At 72.8% G+C, this 17,301-nt stretch carries 18 protein-coding genes; 6 read left to right on the top strand and 12 right to left on the bottom strand.

Annotated features, from left to right (window positions below; all coding sequences use genetic code 11):
- Window positions 1-72: 72 nt before the first annotated feature.
- From WBK50_RS30495 to WBK50_RS30460, 8 genes are all read right to left on the bottom strand, one after another.
- Window positions 73-1,626: an ABC transporter substrate-binding protein gene (locus tag WBK50_RS30495; protein WP_341338869.1), complete on the bottom strand. Its 1,554-nt coding sequence runs from the start codon at window positions 1,624-1,626 to the stop codon at window positions 73-75.
- Window positions 1,627-1,652: 26 nt separating this feature from the next.
- Window positions 1,653-2,447 carry an SDR family NAD(P)-dependent oxidoreductase gene (locus WBK50_RS30490; protein ID WP_341338868.1) on the bottom strand — a complete coding sequence of 265 codons (795 nt, stop codon included), beginning with the start codon at window positions 2,445-2,447 and terminating at the stop codon, window positions 1,653-1,655.
- Window positions 2,448-2,460: 13 nt separating this feature from the next.
- Window positions 2,461-3,402, bottom strand: a complete 942-nt coding sequence (locus WBK50_RS30485) for an NADP-dependent oxidoreductase (protein ID WP_341338867.1) — start codon at window positions 3,400-3,402, stop codon at window positions 2,461-2,463.
- A gap of 13 nt (window positions 3,403-3,415) precedes the next feature.
- The gene (locus WBK50_RS30480; RefSeq protein ID WP_341338866.1) at window positions 3,416-4,456 is read right to left on the bottom strand and encodes a zinc-dependent alcohol dehydrogenase; all 1,041 of its coding nucleotides are present in this window, start codon (window positions 4,454-4,456) and stop codon (window positions 3,416-3,418) included.
- Window positions 4,453-5,430, bottom strand: coding sequence for an ABC transporter ATP-binding protein (locus tag WBK50_RS30475; RefSeq protein WP_341338865.1), 978 nt, complete (start codon window positions 5,428-5,430; stop codon window positions 4,453-4,455). The genes WBK50_RS30480 and WBK50_RS30475 overlap by 4 nt, the downstream gene beginning before the upstream one ends.
- Window positions 5,431-5,503: 73 nt before the next feature.
- Window positions 5,504-6,526, bottom strand: a complete 1,023-nt coding sequence (locus WBK50_RS30470; RefSeq protein ID WP_341338864.1) for an ABC transporter ATP-binding protein — start codon at window positions 6,524-6,526, stop codon at window positions 5,504-5,506.
- Window positions 6,523-7,485, bottom strand: coding sequence for an ABC transporter permease (locus WBK50_RS30465; RefSeq protein WP_341338863.1), 963 nt, complete (start codon window positions 7,483-7,485; stop codon window positions 6,523-6,525). Before WBK50_RS30465 ends, WBK50_RS30470 begins: the two co-directional genes overlap by 4 nt.
- Window positions 7,482-8,426, bottom strand: a complete 945-nt coding sequence (locus WBK50_RS30460; protein WP_341338862.1) for an ABC transporter permease — start codon at window positions 8,424-8,426, stop codon at window positions 7,482-7,484. The genes WBK50_RS30465 and WBK50_RS30460 overlap by 4 nt, the downstream gene beginning before the upstream one ends.
- Before the next feature lie 364 nt (window positions 8,427-8,790).
- Between WBK50_RS30460 and WBK50_RS30455 the strand changes: the two genes are divergently transcribed.
- The 4 genes from WBK50_RS30455 to WBK50_RS30440 all read left to right on the top strand — a co-directional run bounded on the left by WBK50_RS30455 (window position 8,791) and on the right by WBK50_RS30440 (window position 13,201).
- Window positions 8,791-10,038 (top strand): LLM class flavin-dependent oxidoreductase, encoded by a 1,248-nt coding sequence (locus WBK50_RS30455; protein ID WP_341338861.1) that lies wholly within the window; start codon window positions 8,791-8,793, stop codon window positions 10,036-10,038.
- On the top strand, window positions 10,035-10,841 hold the full coding sequence (locus tag WBK50_RS30450) for an alpha/beta fold hydrolase (RefSeq protein WP_341338860.1): 807 nt from the start codon (window positions 10,035-10,037) through the stop codon (window positions 10,839-10,841). Before WBK50_RS30455 ends, WBK50_RS30450 begins: the two co-directional genes overlap by 4 nt.
- Window positions 10,842-10,909: 68 nt before the next feature.
- A complete protein-coding gene (locus WBK50_RS30445; protein ID WP_341339560.1) occupies window positions 10,910-12,325 on the top strand; it encodes an MFS transporter in 1,416 nt (471 codons plus the stop codon).
- Between the two features lie 129 nt (window positions 12,326-12,454).
- A complete protein-coding gene (locus WBK50_RS30440) occupies window positions 12,455-13,201 on the top strand; it encodes an SDR family oxidoreductase (protein WP_341338859.1) in 747 nt (248 codons plus the stop codon).
- Between the two features lie 4 nt (window positions 13,202-13,205).
- Here WBK50_RS30440 and WBK50_RS30435 read toward each other — a convergent pair whose 3' ends face one another.
- Window positions 13,206-13,751 (bottom strand): MarR family winged helix-turn-helix transcriptional regulator, encoded by a 546-nt coding sequence (locus WBK50_RS30435; RefSeq protein WP_341338858.1) that lies wholly within the window; start codon window positions 13,749-13,751, stop codon window positions 13,206-13,208.
- Between the two features lie 29 nt (window positions 13,752-13,780).
- Complete coding sequence (locus WBK50_RS30430; RefSeq protein ID WP_341338857.1) at window positions 13,781-14,626, bottom strand: MOSC domain-containing protein; 846 nt, start codon at window positions 14,624-14,626, stop codon at window positions 13,781-13,783.
- Between the two features lie 67 nt (window positions 14,627-14,693).
- Between WBK50_RS30430 and thpR the strand changes: the two genes are divergently transcribed.
- Window positions 14,694-15,230 carry an RNA 2',3'-cyclic phosphodiesterase gene (gene thpR / locus WBK50_RS30425; RefSeq protein WP_341339559.1) on the top strand — a complete coding sequence of 179 codons (537 nt, stop codon included), beginning with the start codon at window positions 14,694-14,696 and terminating at the stop codon, window positions 15,228-15,230.
- Here thpR and WBK50_RS30420 read toward each other — a convergent pair.
- Both WBK50_RS30420 and WBK50_RS30415 read right to left on the bottom strand, forming a co-directional pair.
- Window positions 15,220-16,041 carry an LLM class flavin-dependent oxidoreductase gene (locus tag WBK50_RS30420; protein WP_341338856.1) on the bottom strand — a complete coding sequence of 274 codons (822 nt, stop codon included), beginning with the start codon at window positions 16,039-16,041 and terminating at the stop codon, window positions 15,220-15,222. The genes thpR and WBK50_RS30420 overlap by 11 nt on opposite strands.
- A 1-nt stretch (window position 16,042) precedes the next feature.
- Window positions 16,043-16,723, bottom strand: a complete 681-nt coding sequence (locus WBK50_RS30415) for a DUF4386 domain-containing protein (protein WP_341338855.1) — start codon at window positions 16,721-16,723, stop codon at window positions 16,043-16,045.
- Between the two features lie 80 nt (window positions 16,724-16,803).
- Here WBK50_RS30415 and WBK50_RS30410 point away from each other — a divergent pair, with 80 nt between their 5' ends.
- The gene (locus WBK50_RS30410) at window positions 16,804-17,283 is read left to right on the top strand and encodes a MarR family winged helix-turn-helix transcriptional regulator (protein ID WP_341338854.1); all 480 of its coding nucleotides are present in this window, start codon (window positions 16,804-16,806) and stop codon (window positions 17,281-17,283) included.
- Window positions 17,284-17,301: the final 18 nt, after the last annotated feature.

The raw sequence follows: 17,301 nt of genomic DNA, 5'->3' as shown, positions 1-17,301 counted from the left end.
GGCCGGGCGGCCGTCACCGCTTCCGACGAGGACGCCGCGGCGGTGCGATCCACCGCCGCGGCGTCGCCGCTGTCAGCCAGCCGCGATCGCGACGCCCCGGAAGGTCGGCGCGTACGCCGGCTTGTAGCCCTGCGGGAAGATCACCTTGTCCGTCCACACGCTCGGCGGCTGGGCGGCGTAGATCCCGAACTGGCGGCGGAGGTCCTTCTCGTCCTCGATCATCTTGTGGACGGCCGGCAACCGCTCCTCGCGCGACGCCCCCACCAGGGACTCGTTCCAGGCCGCCGTGAACTCCGGTGACGTCGTGTTCCACGGGTTGGTGAACTGTCCGGCCAGGTTCGACTCGTACTGCGTCGTCGGGTCGACGAAGGGGGCGCTCGCGCCGATGTAGGCGTTGCCCTCCTGCCGGCTGAAGAAGGTCGACGGCGTGGTGGCCGGCTCGATCACCCGTGTCTTCGGGCGCAGGCCGACCGCCTCCAGCATCGGCACCACGGCCTCGGAGACGGCGCGGTGGTCGTCGAGGGCGGGGATGAGCATCTCGAACTCGGTCCCGTCCGGGTATCCGGCCTGGGCCAGCAGCTGCTTGGCCTTGGCCGGGTCGTAGTTGTAGTCCGGCCCGTCCCAGGCGACCTTCTCGTCGTAGGCCCAGTGGCCCGGCGGGATCAGCTGCGCGGTCGGCTGGCCGATGCCGAACAGGATCCCGTCGACGATCGCCCGGCGGTCGATCGCGTGCTCCATGGCCTGGCGCACCTCGAGCTTGTCGAACGGGGTCTTGGCGGTGTTCACCGTCATCCGGAAGATCGTCGTGCTCTGCGAGGACTGCACGTTCAGGCCTGCGGCGACGGCCTGGTCCTGCACCGACGGGTCCAGATACGTCATGTCGATCTGTCCGGTGCGCAGCATGTTCAGCCGCGTCGGCGAGGAGGTCTGGACGTACACCTCGACGCCCGCGACCTTGACCGCCTCGGGATCCCAGTAGTTCGCGGCCTTCGTGTAGCGAGTGACCTGCCCGGGGACGTACTCGGTCATCGTGAACATGCCGGAGCCGACGGGCTTCTGGTCCAGGTCCGGGTTGCCGAACGCCGCCGGGCTGATCATCGAGCCGTACCGCTCGGTGAACAGCGCGGGCAGGTTGCCACCCGGCGAGTTGAGGTTCAGCCGGACGGTCCTCGGGTCCGGGGCGTCGATCGAGTCGATGGCCCGTAACGCACCGCGCAGCGTGCTCGTCTCCAGCGTCTTCGCCCGTTCCAGGTTGGCCTTCACCGCGGACGCGTCGAACTTCGTCCCGTCGTGGAAGGTCACGTCGTCACGCAGGGTGAGCTGCAGGACCTTCCCGCCGTCGGTGAACTCGTAGCTCGTCGCGAGCATCGGCCGGATCTCGCCGTTCTGGTCCTCCTGCAGCAGCTGGTCGTAGACGAGCCGCAGGTTGACCATGTCCCAGGCGTTGCTGGAGCGGTGCGGGTCGAAGCTGGAGACGTTCTGCACGAACGCGTAGCGCAGGATCGCGTTCGGGTCCGACGCCGCGGAGGGCGTGTCGCTCCCGGCGTCCCCGCCGCCACAGGCGGAGACGAGAAGGGCGAGCGCGGCGATCAGGCCGACCAGGAGCCGGCGTGGGGTGCCTGTCACGAGTGTGGTCCTCTCTCGGGGGGCGATCAGCCCGTGAACTGGCCGCCGGCGGGGTGCAGGATCTGGCCGGTCGTGAACGAGGATTCGTCGCTCGCGAGGTACAGGCAGGCGGCCGCGGACTCCGCCGCGGTGCCGAGCCGGTTCATCGGCGTGATGCTCATGGCCACGTCGTAGGCGGGCCGGTTCTGCTCCAGCCCGGCGATCATCGGTGTGGCGGTGTAGCCGGGGCCGACGGCGTTGACCCGGATGCCCGTGGTCGCCAGCTCCAGAGCCATGACCTTGGTGAGCATCCAGACGCCGGCTTTGGACACGCAGTACGGCGCGGCGCCGGCCAGCGGGATCTTCGCGGCCGTCGAGGCGATGTTGACGATGGAGCCGCCGGTGCCCTGCGCGAGCATCTGCCGGGCCAGCGCCCGGTCGGTGAACAGGACCCCGAGGAGGTTCACGTCGAGGACCCGCCGGAAGTTGTCCGGCTCCAGGTTGACGACGTGGGTCGCGTCGCCCTGTGCGGCCCGGGTCTGGATGTTGCTCGCCCCGGCCGCGGTGGCCACCCCGGCCGCGGCGACCCCGACGTCGACCTTGCCGAACGTCTCGACGGCCGCCGCGACCAGTGCGTCGCAGTCCGCCTCGTTCGTGGTGTCCGTGCGCACGTAGCGGGCCTTGCGGCCGGCCTTCTCGACCAGCGCGACCGTCTCGGCGCCGTCCGCGAGGTCGCCGACGACGACGTCCGCGCCCTCCACGGCGAACCGCACCGCGGTCGCCTGTCCGATTCCGCTGGCACCGCCGGTGATCACGGCGATCCTGCCGTCGAGCCTGCCCATGGTGAGTTCCCTTCTAGAACGTGAGGACGAGACGGCCGCGGGTACCGCCGGCCTGCAGCCGCTCGTGCGCGGCGGTGGCCTCGGCGGCCGGGTAGGTGGCGGCGACCCGCAACGTCAACCGCCCCTCGACGACGAGCTGGGCGAGTTTCGCGATCTCGGCCCCGTCGTGGAGGTGGTCGGAGACCATGACCGGGTGGATCCGGATGTCTCGTTCGGACGGCCCGGCCCAGAACCGGAGGGTCGCCAGCGCCCCGCCGTCCTTGACGATCGGAAGCGCGCCGACGTCCAGCACCGCTGCGTCGATCAGCCCGTCGACGCCCTCGGGGACGGCCCCGCGGAACGCGGCGACCTCCTCGTCGAGGTTCTTCGACGCCCGCACGACGACGTCCGGGCCGAGGCCGCGGACCAACTCCTCGTCAGGCTCGCTCGCGTCGGCGACGACCCGCAGCCCCGTGATCTTGCCGAGTTCGATCGCGTAGCCGCCGACCGCGCCCGCGGCCCCGGTGACGCCGAGCGTCTGACCGGGGGACAGGCCCAGGTGCAGCAGGGCGGAGTGGACGGTGAGGCCGTTCATCGGCAGCGTCGAGGCCTCGGCGTCGGAGATGCCGTTCGGGATCGCCGCGGCACCGTCCGCCGGCACCACGACGTACTCGGCCTGGGCCCCGCCGAGCGCGCGACGGGGCATGACGATCGCCATCACCCGGTCCCCTGTCGCCCAGGGCGCACCCTCGCCGACCGCGTCGACCGTCCCGGCCATCTCCATTCCGGGGACCCACGGCGGCGCCAACCCCTCCTTCTGCCGCGGACCCCACTGGCGGAACGCGGTGTCGGTGGGGTTGACCGCCGCGGCGGCGGTGCGGATGCGGATCTCGCCGGGCCCGGGCTCGGGGGTCGGCAGCTCGACGAGCTGCAGGACCTCCGGGCCACCGGGCTGCGGGATTCCGACGGCGTACATGCGTGTGACTCCTCTAGTCGGGGAGGACGACGACCTTGATCGAGCCGTCGACGGCGTGCTGGGCCTCGAACGCCTCGCCGACCCGGCTCAGCGGCACCCGGTGCGACACCAGCGGCGCCACCCGGACGGCCCCGGTGGACAGCAGCCGGAAGGCCTCGGTGGAGTCCGGGCCGGTGTAGGCGAAGCTGCCGAGCAGCCGCAGCTCCTTCTGCACCACCGTGTCCAGGTCGACCGGCGGGCTGGACCCGTTGAGCCCGGCGAGGGAGACGGTGCCGCCCGCGCGCGTCACCTCGGTCGCGATCGTGGTCATCGGCACGGCGCCGGAGCACTCGAAGAAGGTGCCGACGTTGCCGCCCTGCTGGTATGGCGAGACCGAAGTGCCCCAACGGTCGAGCAGGTGGGCGCGGGCGTCCTCGGCGCGGGCGTCGAGCACGGGGGCGCCGGTCTCGCGGGACACGTCGAGCCGGGCGGGGGAGACGTCGATCCCGACGACGTCCGTCGCGCCGTACGCGAGCAGGACCCGCAGCACGCACTGGCCGATCGAGCCCAGCCCGGCGACGACGATCGGCGCGTCCAGGTCCGGCGTGGCGGAGGTCACCGCGCGGACCGCCACGGAGAGCGGCTCGAGGAACGCGCCCTCCTCGAACGACATCCCGTCCGGCATCCGGAACAGCCGCGCGCCGGACTCGGCCTCCGGCACGAGGACCTGGTCCGACAGGCCGCCGCGGGCGCTGTTCACCGCGCCCGAGCACAGGTTGGTGCGGCCCAGGGAGCACTGCCGACAGGTTCCGCACGGGCCCATCGGGTTGACCGCGACCCGGTCCCCGACGGCGAGGCCGCGAATCTCCGCGCCCGCGCTCCGCACGGTGCCGGAGAACTCGTGGCCCATGGGGGAGCCCTCGGCGATCCAGGCCCCCTCGGCGTAGGCGTGCACGTCCGAGCCGCAAATCCCGCAGGCGCCGATATCGAGCACGACGTCCCGTGGGCCTGGCTCCGGCGCGTCGACCTCGACGAGCGCGATCTTCTCGATGCCCTCCCAACGGGCCGTCCTCACGCCGGGACCTCGTTCGAGCTGCGCGAATGCCGGCCGGTGCCGATGGTCCGCACAGAGGAGCCGCCGAGCCGCGGGCCCGTCGTGTGCAGGTGGCAGGCCACCTCGCCGGAGCCCAGCGCGGGCGTCGGCAACGGGACCTCCGTGCGGCAGACGTCCATCGCGTACTGGCAGCGGGTGTGGAACCGGCAGCCCGGCGGCACCCGGGACGGGTCCGGCGGGTCCCCGGAGAGCACGATCCGCTCCCGGTTGCGCTGGGTCAGCGGCGACGGCACGGGCACGGCGGACAGCAGCGCCTGCGTGTACGGGTGGGCCGGGGAGTCGAACACCCGCTTCGCGTCCCCGTGCTCCACGATCTGCCCGAGGTACATCACCGCGACCCGGTCGGAGATGTGCCGCACGACGGACAGGTCGTGCGCGATGAACAGGTAGGTCAGCCCGATCTTCGCGGACAGTTCCTCCAGCAGGCCGATCACCTGGTTCTGGGTGGAGACGTCCAGGGCCGACACCGCCTCGTCGAGGACGAGGATCTTGGGGTCCGCGGCGATGGCCCGGGCGATGGTGAGCCGCTGGCGCTGTCCGCCGGAGAACTCGTGCGGGTAGCGCGTCATGTAGTCCGGCGGTAGCCCGACCCGGCGCAGCAGCTCGGCGACCCGTTCGACGCGCTCGGTGCGGCCGAGCCCGACGTGCACGTCCAGCGGCTCGCCGATCGAGTCCCGGACCAGCATCGAGGGGTCGAGCGAGGAGTACGGGTCCTGGAAGACCATCTGGATGTCCCGGCGGGCGGTGCGCAGCTCCTTCTGCGGCAGGCCCAGCAGCTCGCGGCCCGCCAGCTTCACCGAACCCCGGGTGGGCTCGACCAGCCGCATCAGCCCGCGCGCCGTCGTCGACTTGCCGCAACCGGACTCGCCGACCAGGCCGAGCGTTTCACCCTCGGTGAGGTCGAAGCTGATGCCGTCGACGGCACGCAGGTGCACCCGCTCGCGGAAGAGCCGCTTGCGGGGGAGAAGGTGACCTCGAGGTCCTTCACCTGGAGCAGGGGCGCCTCGCTCACGGGGAACCTCGCAGGGTCAGCTCGGGGTGCCGCAGGCACCGGGTGGTGTGGCCGGGGGCGACCCGCTCCAGCAGCGGCGAGTCGCCCGTACGGCAGGCGTCGCTCGCGTACCGGCAGCGGGGGTGGAAGCGGCAGCCGGCCGGCATGTCATCGACCCGCGGCGGATGTCCCGGGATGCTCACCAGCGTGTCGGAGGGGTTGTCCATCCGCGGCATCGCCGCCAGCAGGCCCTCCATGTAGGGATGGCGCGGGTCCGCGAACAGCTCGGCGAGGTCCGCGCCCTCCACGATCTGCCCGGCGTACATCACCAGCACCCGGTCGCAGACGTCCGCGACGACGCCGAGGTCGTGGGTGATGAAGATGACCGACATCCCGTGCTCGGACTGGATCTCCCGGAGCAGCTCGAGGATCTGGGCCTGCACGGTGACGTCCAGGGCGGTCGTCGGCTCGTCGGCGACGATGACGTCCGGGTTGCAGGCCAGCGCGATCGCGATCATCACGCGCTGCCGCATGCCGCCGGAGAACTCGAACGGGTACTGCGCCGCCCGCCGCTGGGGGCTCGGCACCCCGACGCGGTCCAGCAGGGCCACCGCGCGCCGGCGGGACTCCTTGCGGGACAACCCCTCGTGCCGGCGAAGCACCTCAGCGATCTGGTCCCCGACGGTGAACGCCGGGTTCAGGCTGCTCATCGGCTCTTGGAAGATCATCGCGATCTTCGGGCCGCGGATGTCCGCCATCTCCTTCGGGGACAGCGTCGTGAGGTCGTGCTCGAGCAGCCGCAGAGTGTCCGCGGTGACCCGGGTCTGGGCGGGCGGCATCAGCCCGGCGATGGACAGGCAGGTGACGCTCTTGCCCGAGCCGGACTCGCCGACGATGCCGAGGGTCTCGCCGCGGGCCACCCCGAAGCTGACGCCGTCCACGACGGTGGCCCAGCCCTTCTCGGTGAGCACGTCGACCTTCAGGTTCTCGACCTCGAGCGTGGTGTCCGTGGTGATCCCGGTTCCGGTGGTCGCGGTCACGACTCGGTCCTCTCCTCGCGGCCCAGCGCGTCGCGCAGCCCGTCCCCGAGGGTGACGAAGGTGAACACGGTGAGCGCGATGAGGACGCCGGGGAAGATCCCCAGCCAGGGCGAGCGCCCGAAGTAGAGGAACCCCTCGCGGATCATCGAGCCCCAGCTGGCGTCCGGCGGCTGGACGCCGAGGCCGAGGAAGCTCAGGCCCGCCTCGGAGAGCATCGCGTAGCCGGCGGTCACGGCAATCGCGACCGTCAGCGGGGACAGCGTGTTCGGCAGGATGTGCCGGATGATGATCATCCAGGTCGGGGTGCCGATGCTGCGGGACGCCTCGACGAAGGTCTCCTCCTTCAGCCCGATCACCACTCCGCGGACCAGCCGGAGGAACCGCGGCGCCATCAGGATCCCGACGGCGAACATCGCGTTGCGCAGGCTCGGCCCGAGCACCCCGACGAGGGTGATCGCGAGCAGCAGCGGCGGGAAGCTCATCGCGGCGTCGTTGAGCCGCATGACGAGCTGGTCGAACCGGCCGCCGAGGAAGCCGGACACGAAGCCCAGCGGCACCCCGATGACCATCGCCACCGCGAGGGCCAGGGCGATCGCGAGCAGGGAGACCCGGGTGCCGACGATCAGCCGGCTGAGGATGTCCCGGCCGAGCTGGTCCGTGCCGAGGAGGTGTCCCGCGGAGAACGGGTCCAGCAGCACGGCGCGCAGGTTCTGCTCGTTGGGGTCCGCCGGGGTGATGAACGGTCCGATCGCGGCGATCAGGACGAGGAACGCGAGGACGCCGAGCGCGACCATCGCGCCGGTGTTGCCGCCCACCCGCCGCCGGAAGTCCGACCAGGCGCCGCCGCCGTGGGCGAGCGCGGCGGCGGAGACGGTGGCCGGGTCGCCCGCAGGCATCTCGGAGGCGGCGGGCGCGTCGGGGGCCACCGTGGTCTCCGGCTTCTTCTCGACGTTGGTCATCGGGGCCGCACCTTCGGGTTGAGGTAGCCGTACGTGAGATCGACGAGCAGGTTGGAGCCCATCGCCACCACCACCGCGACCAGCACGATCCCCTGGATCACCGGGATGTCCCGGGTGGTGACGGCGTTGATCGCCACCTGGCCGAGCCCCGGGACGCCGAAGATCTGCTCGACGAGCACCGCGCCGCCGAGCAGGGCCGTGATCTGCAGGCCCAGCACGGTGACCAGCGGGACGCTCGCGTTCTTCATGACGTGCTTGCCGATCACCATCCGGGTGCGCAGGCCCTTGGCCCGGGCGGTGCGGACGTAGTCCTGCTGCAGCACCCCGATGATCGAGCCGCGCAGCTGACGCGCGCTCTCCGCGGCGCCGGCGATGCCGAGGGTGAGCGCGGGCAGGAAGATGTGGAGCAGCCAGTCCCCGGGGCTCTTCGACATCGGCACGTAGCCGGTGGCGGGCAGCCAGCCGAGGGTGAGGCTGAACAGCAGCACGAACATCAGGCCCAGCCAGAACGACGGCAGCGCGATCCCCAGCGACGAGCCGATCGTCGAGACCCGGTCCAGCCAGGTGCCGCGGCGCAGCGCGGACAAGATCGCCGTCGGGATTGCGATCAGCAGTGAGATCAGCAGCGCCGTCCCGGCGAGGGCGATCGTGACCGGCAGTCCGTCGCTGATCGACTTGGCGACCGGGCGGCTGGTGAACAGCGACGTACCGAGGTCGCCCGAGGCCGCACCGGTGATCCAGTCCCAGTACTGGACGACCATCGGCCGGTCCAGGCCGAGTCGCGCCCGGACCGCGGCGACCTGCTCGACCGTGGCGTCCGGCCCGGCGATCGTGACGGCCGGGTCGCCCGGGATCAGCAGCACCAACCCGAAGACCACGAAGGTCACCAGGATGAGGACCGGAATGGTCGTCGCCAGGCGCGTCAGGAAGAACTTCAGCACGAATGATCGACCTCCTCGTCGAAGTCGGTCCGGAACATTTCCGTGCACGGCGGCAGCCCGGGGATCGGCCCCCGGGTTCTCGTGCGGTGGTGTCGGTCGTTGACCGGTGTGTGTACCGGCTCGAATTGGCGCTTCGCTGTGGGGCGCCGCCTTCGGACGCTAAGCGGTATGGGCCTGAAAAGGCAACGCATCCGCACTCGGATATGTGGACGACTTCGGGACGACCGACCCTTCACGGACGGCTGAACGGGATCGTTGGAGAAGCATCCACATCCACTCGGAAACGAGTGTGCGGTTCTCCATTGTCCGCGGCGCCGAGCGCCGCCCAGGCTTCGAGCAGGACGAGGGTGAGGATGGTGCGAGGGTGAAGTTCCACTGGTTCGCGGAGGTCACCTACGACGGCCTGCCGGCGGAGTTCCCGGCCCCGGGCCAGGGCGGCTGGGTGGACAGCCCGATCGCCATGGCGAACCCGGAACGGGTCGGCGCCAACTACCGGATGTTCATCCGGCTCATGCAGCAGGCGGATCGGGACGGCTTCGACGGGCTCGCCGTCAACGAGCACCACCAGACCCCGTTCGCGATGACCCCGTCGCCGAACCTGCTCGCCGCCAGTGTCGCGAGCAGCACCGAGAACGCCGCGATCCTCGTGATCGGGGACTCGCTGGCCCTCTACAACCCTCCGATCCGGGTCGCCGAGGAGATGGCCTATTTGGACTGCCTGTCCGAGGGACGGCTCATCGCCGGGTTCGTCTTCGGCACCCCGATGGACTCCGCGTTCGCCTACGCCCGCCCGCCGATCGAGCTGCGCGAGCGCTTCCATGAGGCTCGCGAGCTCGTGACCCGGGCCTGGCGCGAACCGGAGCCCTTCGCGTTCAACGGGAAGTACACGCAGCTCCGCTATGTCAACCTGTGGCCCCGGCCGATCCAGCAGCGGCCGCCGATCTGGGTGCCCGGCTCGTCGAGCCCGGAGACCTGGGAACTCGTGACGCGGGAGAACTACTGCTACGGCCACCTCTCGTTCTCCGGCCTGCAGGCGGCGAAACCGCTGGTCGACGGCTACTGGGACTACGTCGCCGCGAACGACGGGGACATGAACCCGCACCGGATGGCGTTCACCCAGCTCGTCTGCGTGGCGAACACGGACGTCGAGGCCGAGGCCAAGTACTCCGAGGCGGTGAAGTACTTCCAGCGCGTCCGGGATCCCGCGATGCGCTGGGCCACGCCGCCCGGCTACAACTCCCCCGCCGCGATGGCGGGAGTGCTGAAGCGGACGACGAGCCCTGAGGCGATGGAGGACAAGCGGCGCGCGGTCCGAGGCGAGATGAGCTTCTGGGAGTACGACGAGAAGGGCTACATCATCGCCGGCACCCCGGACCGGGTGGCGCAGCGGCTGCGCGAGCTGGCCACCGAGCTGCGCGTCGGGCAGCTCATCGCCTCCCTGCACATGGGCAACCTGCCCGAGGAGACGGCCGCAGAGAACACCCGCCTCTTCGGCACCAAGGTCATCCCGCAACTGCGGGACCTGTGGGCGGACGAGCCGGACCACTGGACCCCCGAGGTGAGCCGGCGTCGGGTCGCCGCGGCCGCCCCGTCGCTGGTGGCGGGCTCGTGAGTACGGCAACCGTCAACGGCGTCACCCTGCGCTACGACGTCCGGGGCGACGGTCCGCCGCTGCTGCTGATCGCAGGGCTCGGGCTGAGCTCGCTGGCATGGGCCGCCGCGGCGCCCCTGCTCGCGCAGTCCTTCATGGTGATCACCTTCGACAACCGTGGGACCGGGCTCTCCGAGGTGCCGCCTGGGCCCTACACGATCGACGACCTGGGGGACGACGCCGCCGCGCTCGTCGGCCACCTCGGGCTCGGCCCCGTCGCAGCGGTCGGCTGGTCGCTCGGCGGCTCGGTGCTGCAGTCCCTGCTGATCCGGCACCCGCGCGTGCTCACGAAAGCTGTGCTGCTCAACGCCTTCCCCTCCTACACCGGGGTGCAGGACGCCTGGCTGGACGCGGGGCTCGCCCTGCGCCGGGCCGGCCTGGACCCGGTCTCGATCGGCATCCACGGCATGCCCTGGGCGTTCACGCCGCGGCTGCTCTCGGACCACGCCGCGGCTGCGGCGCAGGCCGAGCTGGCCCGCAAGGACCCGCACCCGACCTCGCTCGCGGGGTTCGAGGCCCAAGCTGCCGGGCTGCGGCTCTACGACTCCCGGCCGGGCCTGCCGTCCGCCACCACCCCGACGCTCGTGCTGGCCGGGGCGGAGGACGTGCTCACCCCGGTGGCGCAGTCCGTCGAGATGGCGGAGCTGCTGCCGAACGGGACGCTGCGGGTCCAGCCGCGGGGCGGGCACGGGATGGTCGTGGAGTACCTCGACGACACCCTCGGCGCAATCACCGCGTACCTGGGGGCCGGCCGAGGCGCGTGAGCACCGAACACCGCACGGCGCCCGGTACGACGGCCGCCGTCGCGCGTCGGGGGCCGTTCCTCGTCCTGATGTGCAGCGTCCAGTTCATGATGTTGGTCGCTGGCACGGTCGTGACGGTCTCGCTGCCCTCGATCCGCCGCGAACTCGGCCTCGGGCCCGCCGAGCTGCAATGGGTGTTGACGGCCTTCCCGGTCGCGTTCGGCTGCCTGCTGTTGCTCGGCGGCCGGCTCGCGGACGTCTTCGGGCGCCGTCGGCTCTTCCTCACCGGGCTGCTGGTCTTCGCCTCCGGCTCACTGCTCTGCGCGGTCGTGGGCCAGGCCGGCCCGCTGATCGCCGCGCGGGCGCTCGCCGGCGTCGGCGCCGCGATGGCCTCGCCCGCCGCGATGGCGCTGCTGACCGGAGTGTTCACGACCACTCGGGACCGCAGCGTCGCGCTCGGCGCGTGGGCCGGCGTCGGGGCGCTCGGCGCAACGCTCGGCAACGTCGTCGGTGGCCTCCTCACCGAAGCGGGTGGCTGGCGCTGGATCTTCCTGGTCAACGTCCCGGTGTGCCTGGTCGCCGCGGTCACGGCGTTGCTGACGGTGCGGGACCCGCGCCCCGGACGGCGCCAGCGGCTCGGGCTGGTCGGCGGGCTGTTCGGGACCGGTGCGGTCGCGTCGTTCGTCCTGGGCCTGGGTGGGCTGCGGGGATCGGCCGGGCTGCCCCTCGCCGTCGGGTTGCTCGTCGGCGCGGTGGCGCTCGGCGCGGCGTTCGTCGTGTCGCAGCTGCGCAGCCCCGATCCGCTGCTCCCGCTGAAGCTCTTCCGGACCCGGACGTCGTTCGCCTTACTGTTCGTGGTGATCACCGCGGGGACCGGGATCGGGACCTACTTCACAAGCTCGCTGTTCATGCAGGAGTCGCTCGACTGGTCCCCGCTCGAGGCCGGGCTGGCGTTCGTCCCGTGGGCCGCGACGACCGCGGTCGTCGCGCAGATCGCCTCCCGCACGCTGCACCTCGTCGGTCCGCGGGTGCTCGTGCCGGCCGGCCTGCTGGTCTCCGCGACGGGTGCATTCCTGCTGGCCACCGCGGTCGGGCCGACGACGACGTACCCCGACCTGCTGCTCCCGTTCCTCCTGCTCGGCACGGGCACCGGCGCGGCGAGCGTGAGCTGCACCGTCACCGCGATGTCCGGCATCCCGCGGGCCCGGCACGGCGTCGGGGCGGGAGCGCTGAACAGCACGCAGGCGATCGGCGCGGCACTGTCAATCACCGTCGTCACGCTGCTCACCGGGTCCGCGGCGGCGCGGGCCCTGGCGGCGGGCGGGACTCCGCTCGGCAGTGAGCTCACCGGGCAACGGTCAGCGCTCCTCGTGCTCGCCGGCCTGGTGCTAGCGGGCGCCGTCGGCTCCGCGGTCCTCCTCCCCTCGAGAACGCCGGAGGCGTCCGATCCGGACGCCGGTGCGGAGGTGGTGCTCTCCCGTCCGGGCACCGCCCCGCTCCCGTGACGCCGTCCGGGGCACCGCGACGTTCGGCTCCCCGGCCGAGGAGATCGTGCACCGGAACCGGCGCGTCCCGACCGGGACTCGGTAGGTTGCCTGCGCGGACCGGTGGCCCGCGGGATCGGAGGGAGTCACGTGGACCTGGGGATCGCGGGGAAGCGGGCGGCGGTGGCGGCCGCGAGCGGCGGGCTCGGCTACGCGAGCGCGGAGGTGCTGGTCGCGGAGGGCGCGCAGGTCACGATCTGCGGGTCCGACGAGGACCGCGCCCGGGCCGCGGCCGAGAAGCTCGGGGCGCAGTACCTCGTCACGGACCTGCGGGACCCGGAGGCGGCGGCGGGTTTCGTCGACCAGGCGCGCGAGCGGATGGGTGGGCTGGACATCCTGGTCGTCAACGGGCCCGGACCGAAGCCCGGCACGGTCGCGGAGACCGTCCTCGGGGACTACCAGGCCGCGCTGGACCGGAGCCTGCTCGCCGTCGTCGGGATGTGCCTGGCGGCCGCGCCGGGGATGCAGGCGCAGGGTTGGGGCCGGATCGTGGCGATCACCTCGATCGGGGTGCGGCAGCCGCTGCACAACCTGGTGCTCTCCAACACCGCCCGGGCCGGCGCCACCGGGTTCCTGCGGACGCTCGCCCGGGAGATCGCGCGCGACGGCGTCACCGTCAACTCGCTGCAGCCGGCCTCGCACCTGACGAACCGGCTGCGGAGCATGGCGGACAGCGAGGAGGCGCTGGCCCGCGCCGCGGAGGACATCCCGGCCGGCCGGCTCGGCGCTCCCGAGGACTTCGGCGCGATCGTCGCATTCCTCTGCTCCCGGCAGGCGGGGTACCTGACCGGCGCCGCGATCCCGGTCGACGGCGGCGCCTACCAAGCGCTGCTCTGAGCGATCAGGACCGGCGGTTGGCGCGCTGCGCGGCGTCGCCCGCCATGAGCTTCTCCAGCAGCGCGGTGAGGGTCTCGACCTCGTCGTCGTCGAGTGCGGAGGCCCAGGTCCGCTCCCGCTCGTTGTGCGCGACGAAGGCGCTGCTGAACGCCTCCTCGCCCGCGGGGGTCAGGGTCAGCTCGGCGGCGCGCCGGTCGTAGGCGGCGGGGGTGCGGGAGACCAGGCCGTCCCGCTCCAGGGTCTTGAGCAGCGCGGACACCGCCGCGCGGCTCATCCCGGAGAGCTGCGCGACGCGCTTGGCCTCCACCGGCGCCGTCAGCCGGATCACGAAGAGCACCCGGAAACCCGGCCAGGACCAGCCCCGGGGCCGGTGCACGGCGGACTCCAGGTCGTAGGCCAGGGAGGTCGACGCCCGGTGCAGGCTCAGTACGAGCCGCATCGCGGCGGGATCGACCTCGGGCTGCGCGGCGAGGGTCCGGGCTATCGCGACGTCCACGAAGGACCAGTAGTCCAGCTCCCCGTCGTCCGGCCGCGCCGCGGACATTCCCATGGGTGCATTGTCGCCGCTCACCCCCACGACTAGCGGAGCGGCTCGCTCCCGTCGCGCGTCCCGAGCACCTCCACGGGATCGCCCACGCGCACCGTGACGCCCGCCCTTTCCGGGATCAGGTTCACGCCGAACCAGGTCTTGGACCCGAACCTCCGGTGCCTCGCCATCGTCGCGAGGGGCTCGCGGCCCTTCGTCGCGGTCTCCGGGTCCACGGTCGTCATCACGCACCGGCTGCAGGCCTTGACCACCCGGAACGGGGCCTCGCCGATGCGCAGCGCCGTCCAGCCGTCCTCCGCCCAGGGGGCGGCGCCGTCGACCACCAGGTTCGGCCGGAATCGGGTCATGGCCAGCGGGGCGCCGGCCGCGTTCGGCCCGGCCGCGATCAGCTCGTTCAGGGCGGCGAGCGACGCGTTCGAGGTCATGAGCATCGGGAAGCCGTCGGCGAAGGAGACCCGGTCCTCGGCGTCGGCGTACTCCGGGGCGACCGGGCGGCGCCGCGGGTCGTCCAGGTAGGCCAGCCGGGCCGGTGCGCCCACCGCCGTGGTGAGCCAGCCGTGCGCGTCCTCGTCCGCCAGCGTGGCCTTGACCCGGTCCGCCCACACCTGCACGTCCGCCAGCGGGTTGCCGTACGGCGTCCGGACGCGCAGGTCCGGCAGGCCGGGAGCGCGCAGGAGCAGGCCGTCCGGGAGGGGGACGGGCTCGATCAGCAGCATCCGGGGCGTGGTGCGTGCGGTCACGGCGAGTCCGTCCGGGTCCGTGACCAGCCACCGCCGGTCCCCGGCGAGCCCCCACGGCTCGACGACGGCGGACCCGACGTAGTGCCCGCGGCAGGACTTGACCGGGTAGCGGGCGACGGCCGCGAGCGTCAGGGTCACCCCCGGCAGATTAGCCGCGTCGACACCTGGACCCACCGGATTTCTGTCAGCATCACCATCCGTGAGGATGTTCGCCGCGCTGGTCCCGCCGGCGGCGGTGCTCGACGAGCTGGAGGCGGCGCTCGCGGGGCTCGGCGCGCCGGAGCTGCGCTGGACCGTGCGTGCGCAGTGGCACGTCACCCTGGCCTTCTACGGCGACGTCCATCCCCGCATACTCGGTGACCTGCGAGGACTTCTCTCCCGGGTGGCGGCGGCCCGGCCCGCGCCGACGCTGGCCCTGGGCGGCGGGGGCCGCTTCGGGGACCGGGTGCTCTGGACGCGGGTCGGCGGCGACACCGAACGGCTGGCCCGGACCGCGGCCCGGGCGCAGGCGGCCGGACGGCGCGCGGGCCTGAGCCTCGACGCCCGGCGCTACCGCCCCCACCTCACCCTCGCCCGGGCGCCGGCGGGGACGGACCTGCGCCCGCTCGTCTCCCGGCTCGCCGGGTTCACGGGGACGCCGTGGACCGCCGCCGACCTGCACCTGGTGAGCAGCACGTCGCCGCCGGGCTCGACGGGTCCCCCGGTGTACGCGACCGTGGCGTCCTGGCCGTTCACCGGGTGAGCAGCTCGACGACCGGCGCGAGCGCCTCGCCGTAGCTCGCGCTGCTCACGAAGTAGGTCACGCCGAGCTCCTCGCGGCGGCGCTCCAGCTCGTCCGCCATCTGCCGCGGGGTGCCGCGGAGCACCGCCAGGGACTCGCGTTCGTCGAGCGTGGCGGGGTCGACGCCGAGGAACCGCCTGGTCCAGGGCGGCACCTCCGTCCCGACGACGAACAGGTTCATCGCGATCTCGAGGTCCCGGGCGCCGGCCCGCTCCCGCAGGTCGGCGGACATCCGGGCGACCTCCGCACGCGGCGTCAGCGGCGGCGCGGCCAGCGTGACGATGTCCGCCTCCTCGGCGGCGAGGGCGAGGGCCCGCGGACCGCCAGCGGCGATCAGGACCGGCGTGCGCTGTCCCTGCCGATCTCCTCGGGCGTCGAGCTTCCGCAGGTGCGCGACGGTCTCCCGGACCATCGACAGCCGCTCCGCCCCGGTGCCCCAGGGCAGGCCGAAGGCCTCGGCCTCGGCGCGGGCGTCGGGTCGTCCGGTGCCGATGCCGAACTCGAACCGGCCCCCGGACAGCACCGACAGGGTGTGACCCTCCCAGGCCGCGGAACGCGGCGGCCGGAGCGGGGCGGCGAGCACGAAGGTGCCGAGCCGCAGGCCCGGCACCGTGGACGCGGCGGCGAGCGCCGGGAACGGGGCGTGCTGCTGCGTGCCGTCCGGCGTGAGCAGTGTCGAGAACCCCAGGTCGACGGCTCGGCGGGCGGTGACGAGCCAGTCCTCGGTCGTGCCGTGGGGCGCCTCGATGGCGCCGAAGCGGAAGTCCTGCACCTCAGGCCTCCCTGCGGCGGGCGGACTGCGGGAGCAGCGCCGCGACGGCGACCAGGAACAGGACCCCACCGAACCGGCCGACGGGTAGCAGCGGGTAGAGCAGGCCTGTGAGCAGGGCGAACGTGCTCAGCATGGCGAGAACCCCGACGACGAGACCGGCCCACGCGAGTGGGCGCGGCAGCAGCTTCAGGACCAGCGCCGGCACGGCGACGCCGACGAGCAGCAGGCCGAACGGCGCGACGAAGCCCACGCCACCGGTCGCGAACCACAGGGTGGCCAGCAGGCGGGCCAGGGCGGGGTCGCCGAGGCTCGCGGTCTGCGCCGCCGCCCAGCTCGTCAGGGCACTGGTCATCAGTGAACCCGCGGCGAGGACCGCGCCGGCGAGCCCCATGAGCGGACCGGGCGCGGCGACGCCGAGGCGCCGGAGCCGTCGCAACGCCGTCGCCGCGTACACGACCAGTGGAAACGCCGAGCCGAAGAGCAGCGCGGCGCCGAGGTTCATCGCGCCCGCGTGCCTGGTGGCGTAGGCGAGGACCTCGGCCGCGGTCGAATCCGGCCGCGGCCCACCGCCGCCGATCACGGCGCCCGCGACGGTCAGGCCGGTGAACGCCAGCGCAGGGACGATCAGGGGTGGGCCGCCCTGGCGGGCTCGCCGGACCGGGGTGGGTGCCGTGACGATCATGGGTTCCTCCTCGGTGAACTCGTTACTGAACAGAATCGTTCTTCTGCGTATATGATTTGTCAACGGGTATGGTTCTGCTCGTGCCGACCACGACCGACCGCACCCCGGACTCCGGGCCGGGATCGGCCTTCCTGCTGGCCCAGCTGGGGGCCTACGCCGCGGGCCGCTTCGCCGAGCGGATCGCCGAGCTCGACCTGACGCCGCCGCAGACCGGCCTGCTCCGGGCGATCGCCGCGCAGCCCGGCCGGTCCCAGCAGGCGCTGGCGACGCTCCTCGGGACGCCGCCGAGCCGGCTCGTCACGCTGGTCGACGGGCTGGACGAGCGGGGGCTCGTCGAGCGCCGCCGCAACCCGGACGACCGCCGGCTGCACGCGCTGCATCTCACCGAGGAGGGGGAGAAGCTGCTGCGGCGGATCGGCGAGGTCGCCCGCGCCCACGACGAGGCGATCTGCGGGGCGCTCGAGCCGCAGGAGCGCGAGGCCCTGCGGGCGCTGCTCGCCAGGCTCGCTGCCGAGCACGACCTGACGCCCGGGGTCCACCCGGGCTACCGGCGCCTCTGAACGGCGCTCGAGTGGCTC

This window comes from Pseudonocardia sp. T1-2H, assembly GCF_038039215.1.
Lineage (GTDB): Bacteria > Actinomycetota > Actinomycetes > Mycobacteriales > Pseudonocardiaceae > Pseudonocardia.
This window is presented reverse-complemented; position numbering and strand designations above follow the sequence as displayed.

Excerpts from the sequence above, each read along its gene's own strand:
- thpR (WP_341339559.1), top strand. The coding sequence starts at position 14,694 with ATGTTCGCCGCGCTGGTCCCGCCGGCGGCGGTGCTCGACGAGCTGGAG.
- WBK50_RS30415 (WP_341338855.1), bottom strand. The coding sequence starts at position 16,723 with ATGATCGTCACGGCACCCACCCCGGTCCGGCGAGCCCGCCAGGGCGGC.
- WBK50_RS30490 (WP_341338868.1), bottom strand. The coding sequence starts at position 2,447 with ATGGGCAGGCTCGACGGCAGGATCGCCGTGATCACCGGCGGTGCCAGC.
- WBK50_RS30445 (WP_341339560.1), top strand. The coding sequence starts at position 10,910 with ATGTGCAGCGTCCAGTTCATGATGTTGGTCGCTGGCACGGTCGTGACG.
- WBK50_RS30435 (WP_341338858.1), bottom strand. The coding sequence starts at position 13,751 with ATGGGAATGTCCGCGGCGCGGCCGGACGACGGGGAGCTGGACTACTGG.
- WBK50_RS30485 (WP_341338867.1), bottom strand. The coding sequence starts at position 3,402 with ATGTACGCCGTCGGAATCCCGCAGCCCGGTGGCCCGGAGGTCCTGCAG.
- WBK50_RS30465 (WP_341338863.1), bottom strand. The coding sequence starts at position 7,485 with ATGACCAACGTCGAGAAGAAGCCGGAGACCACGGTGGCCCCCGACGCG.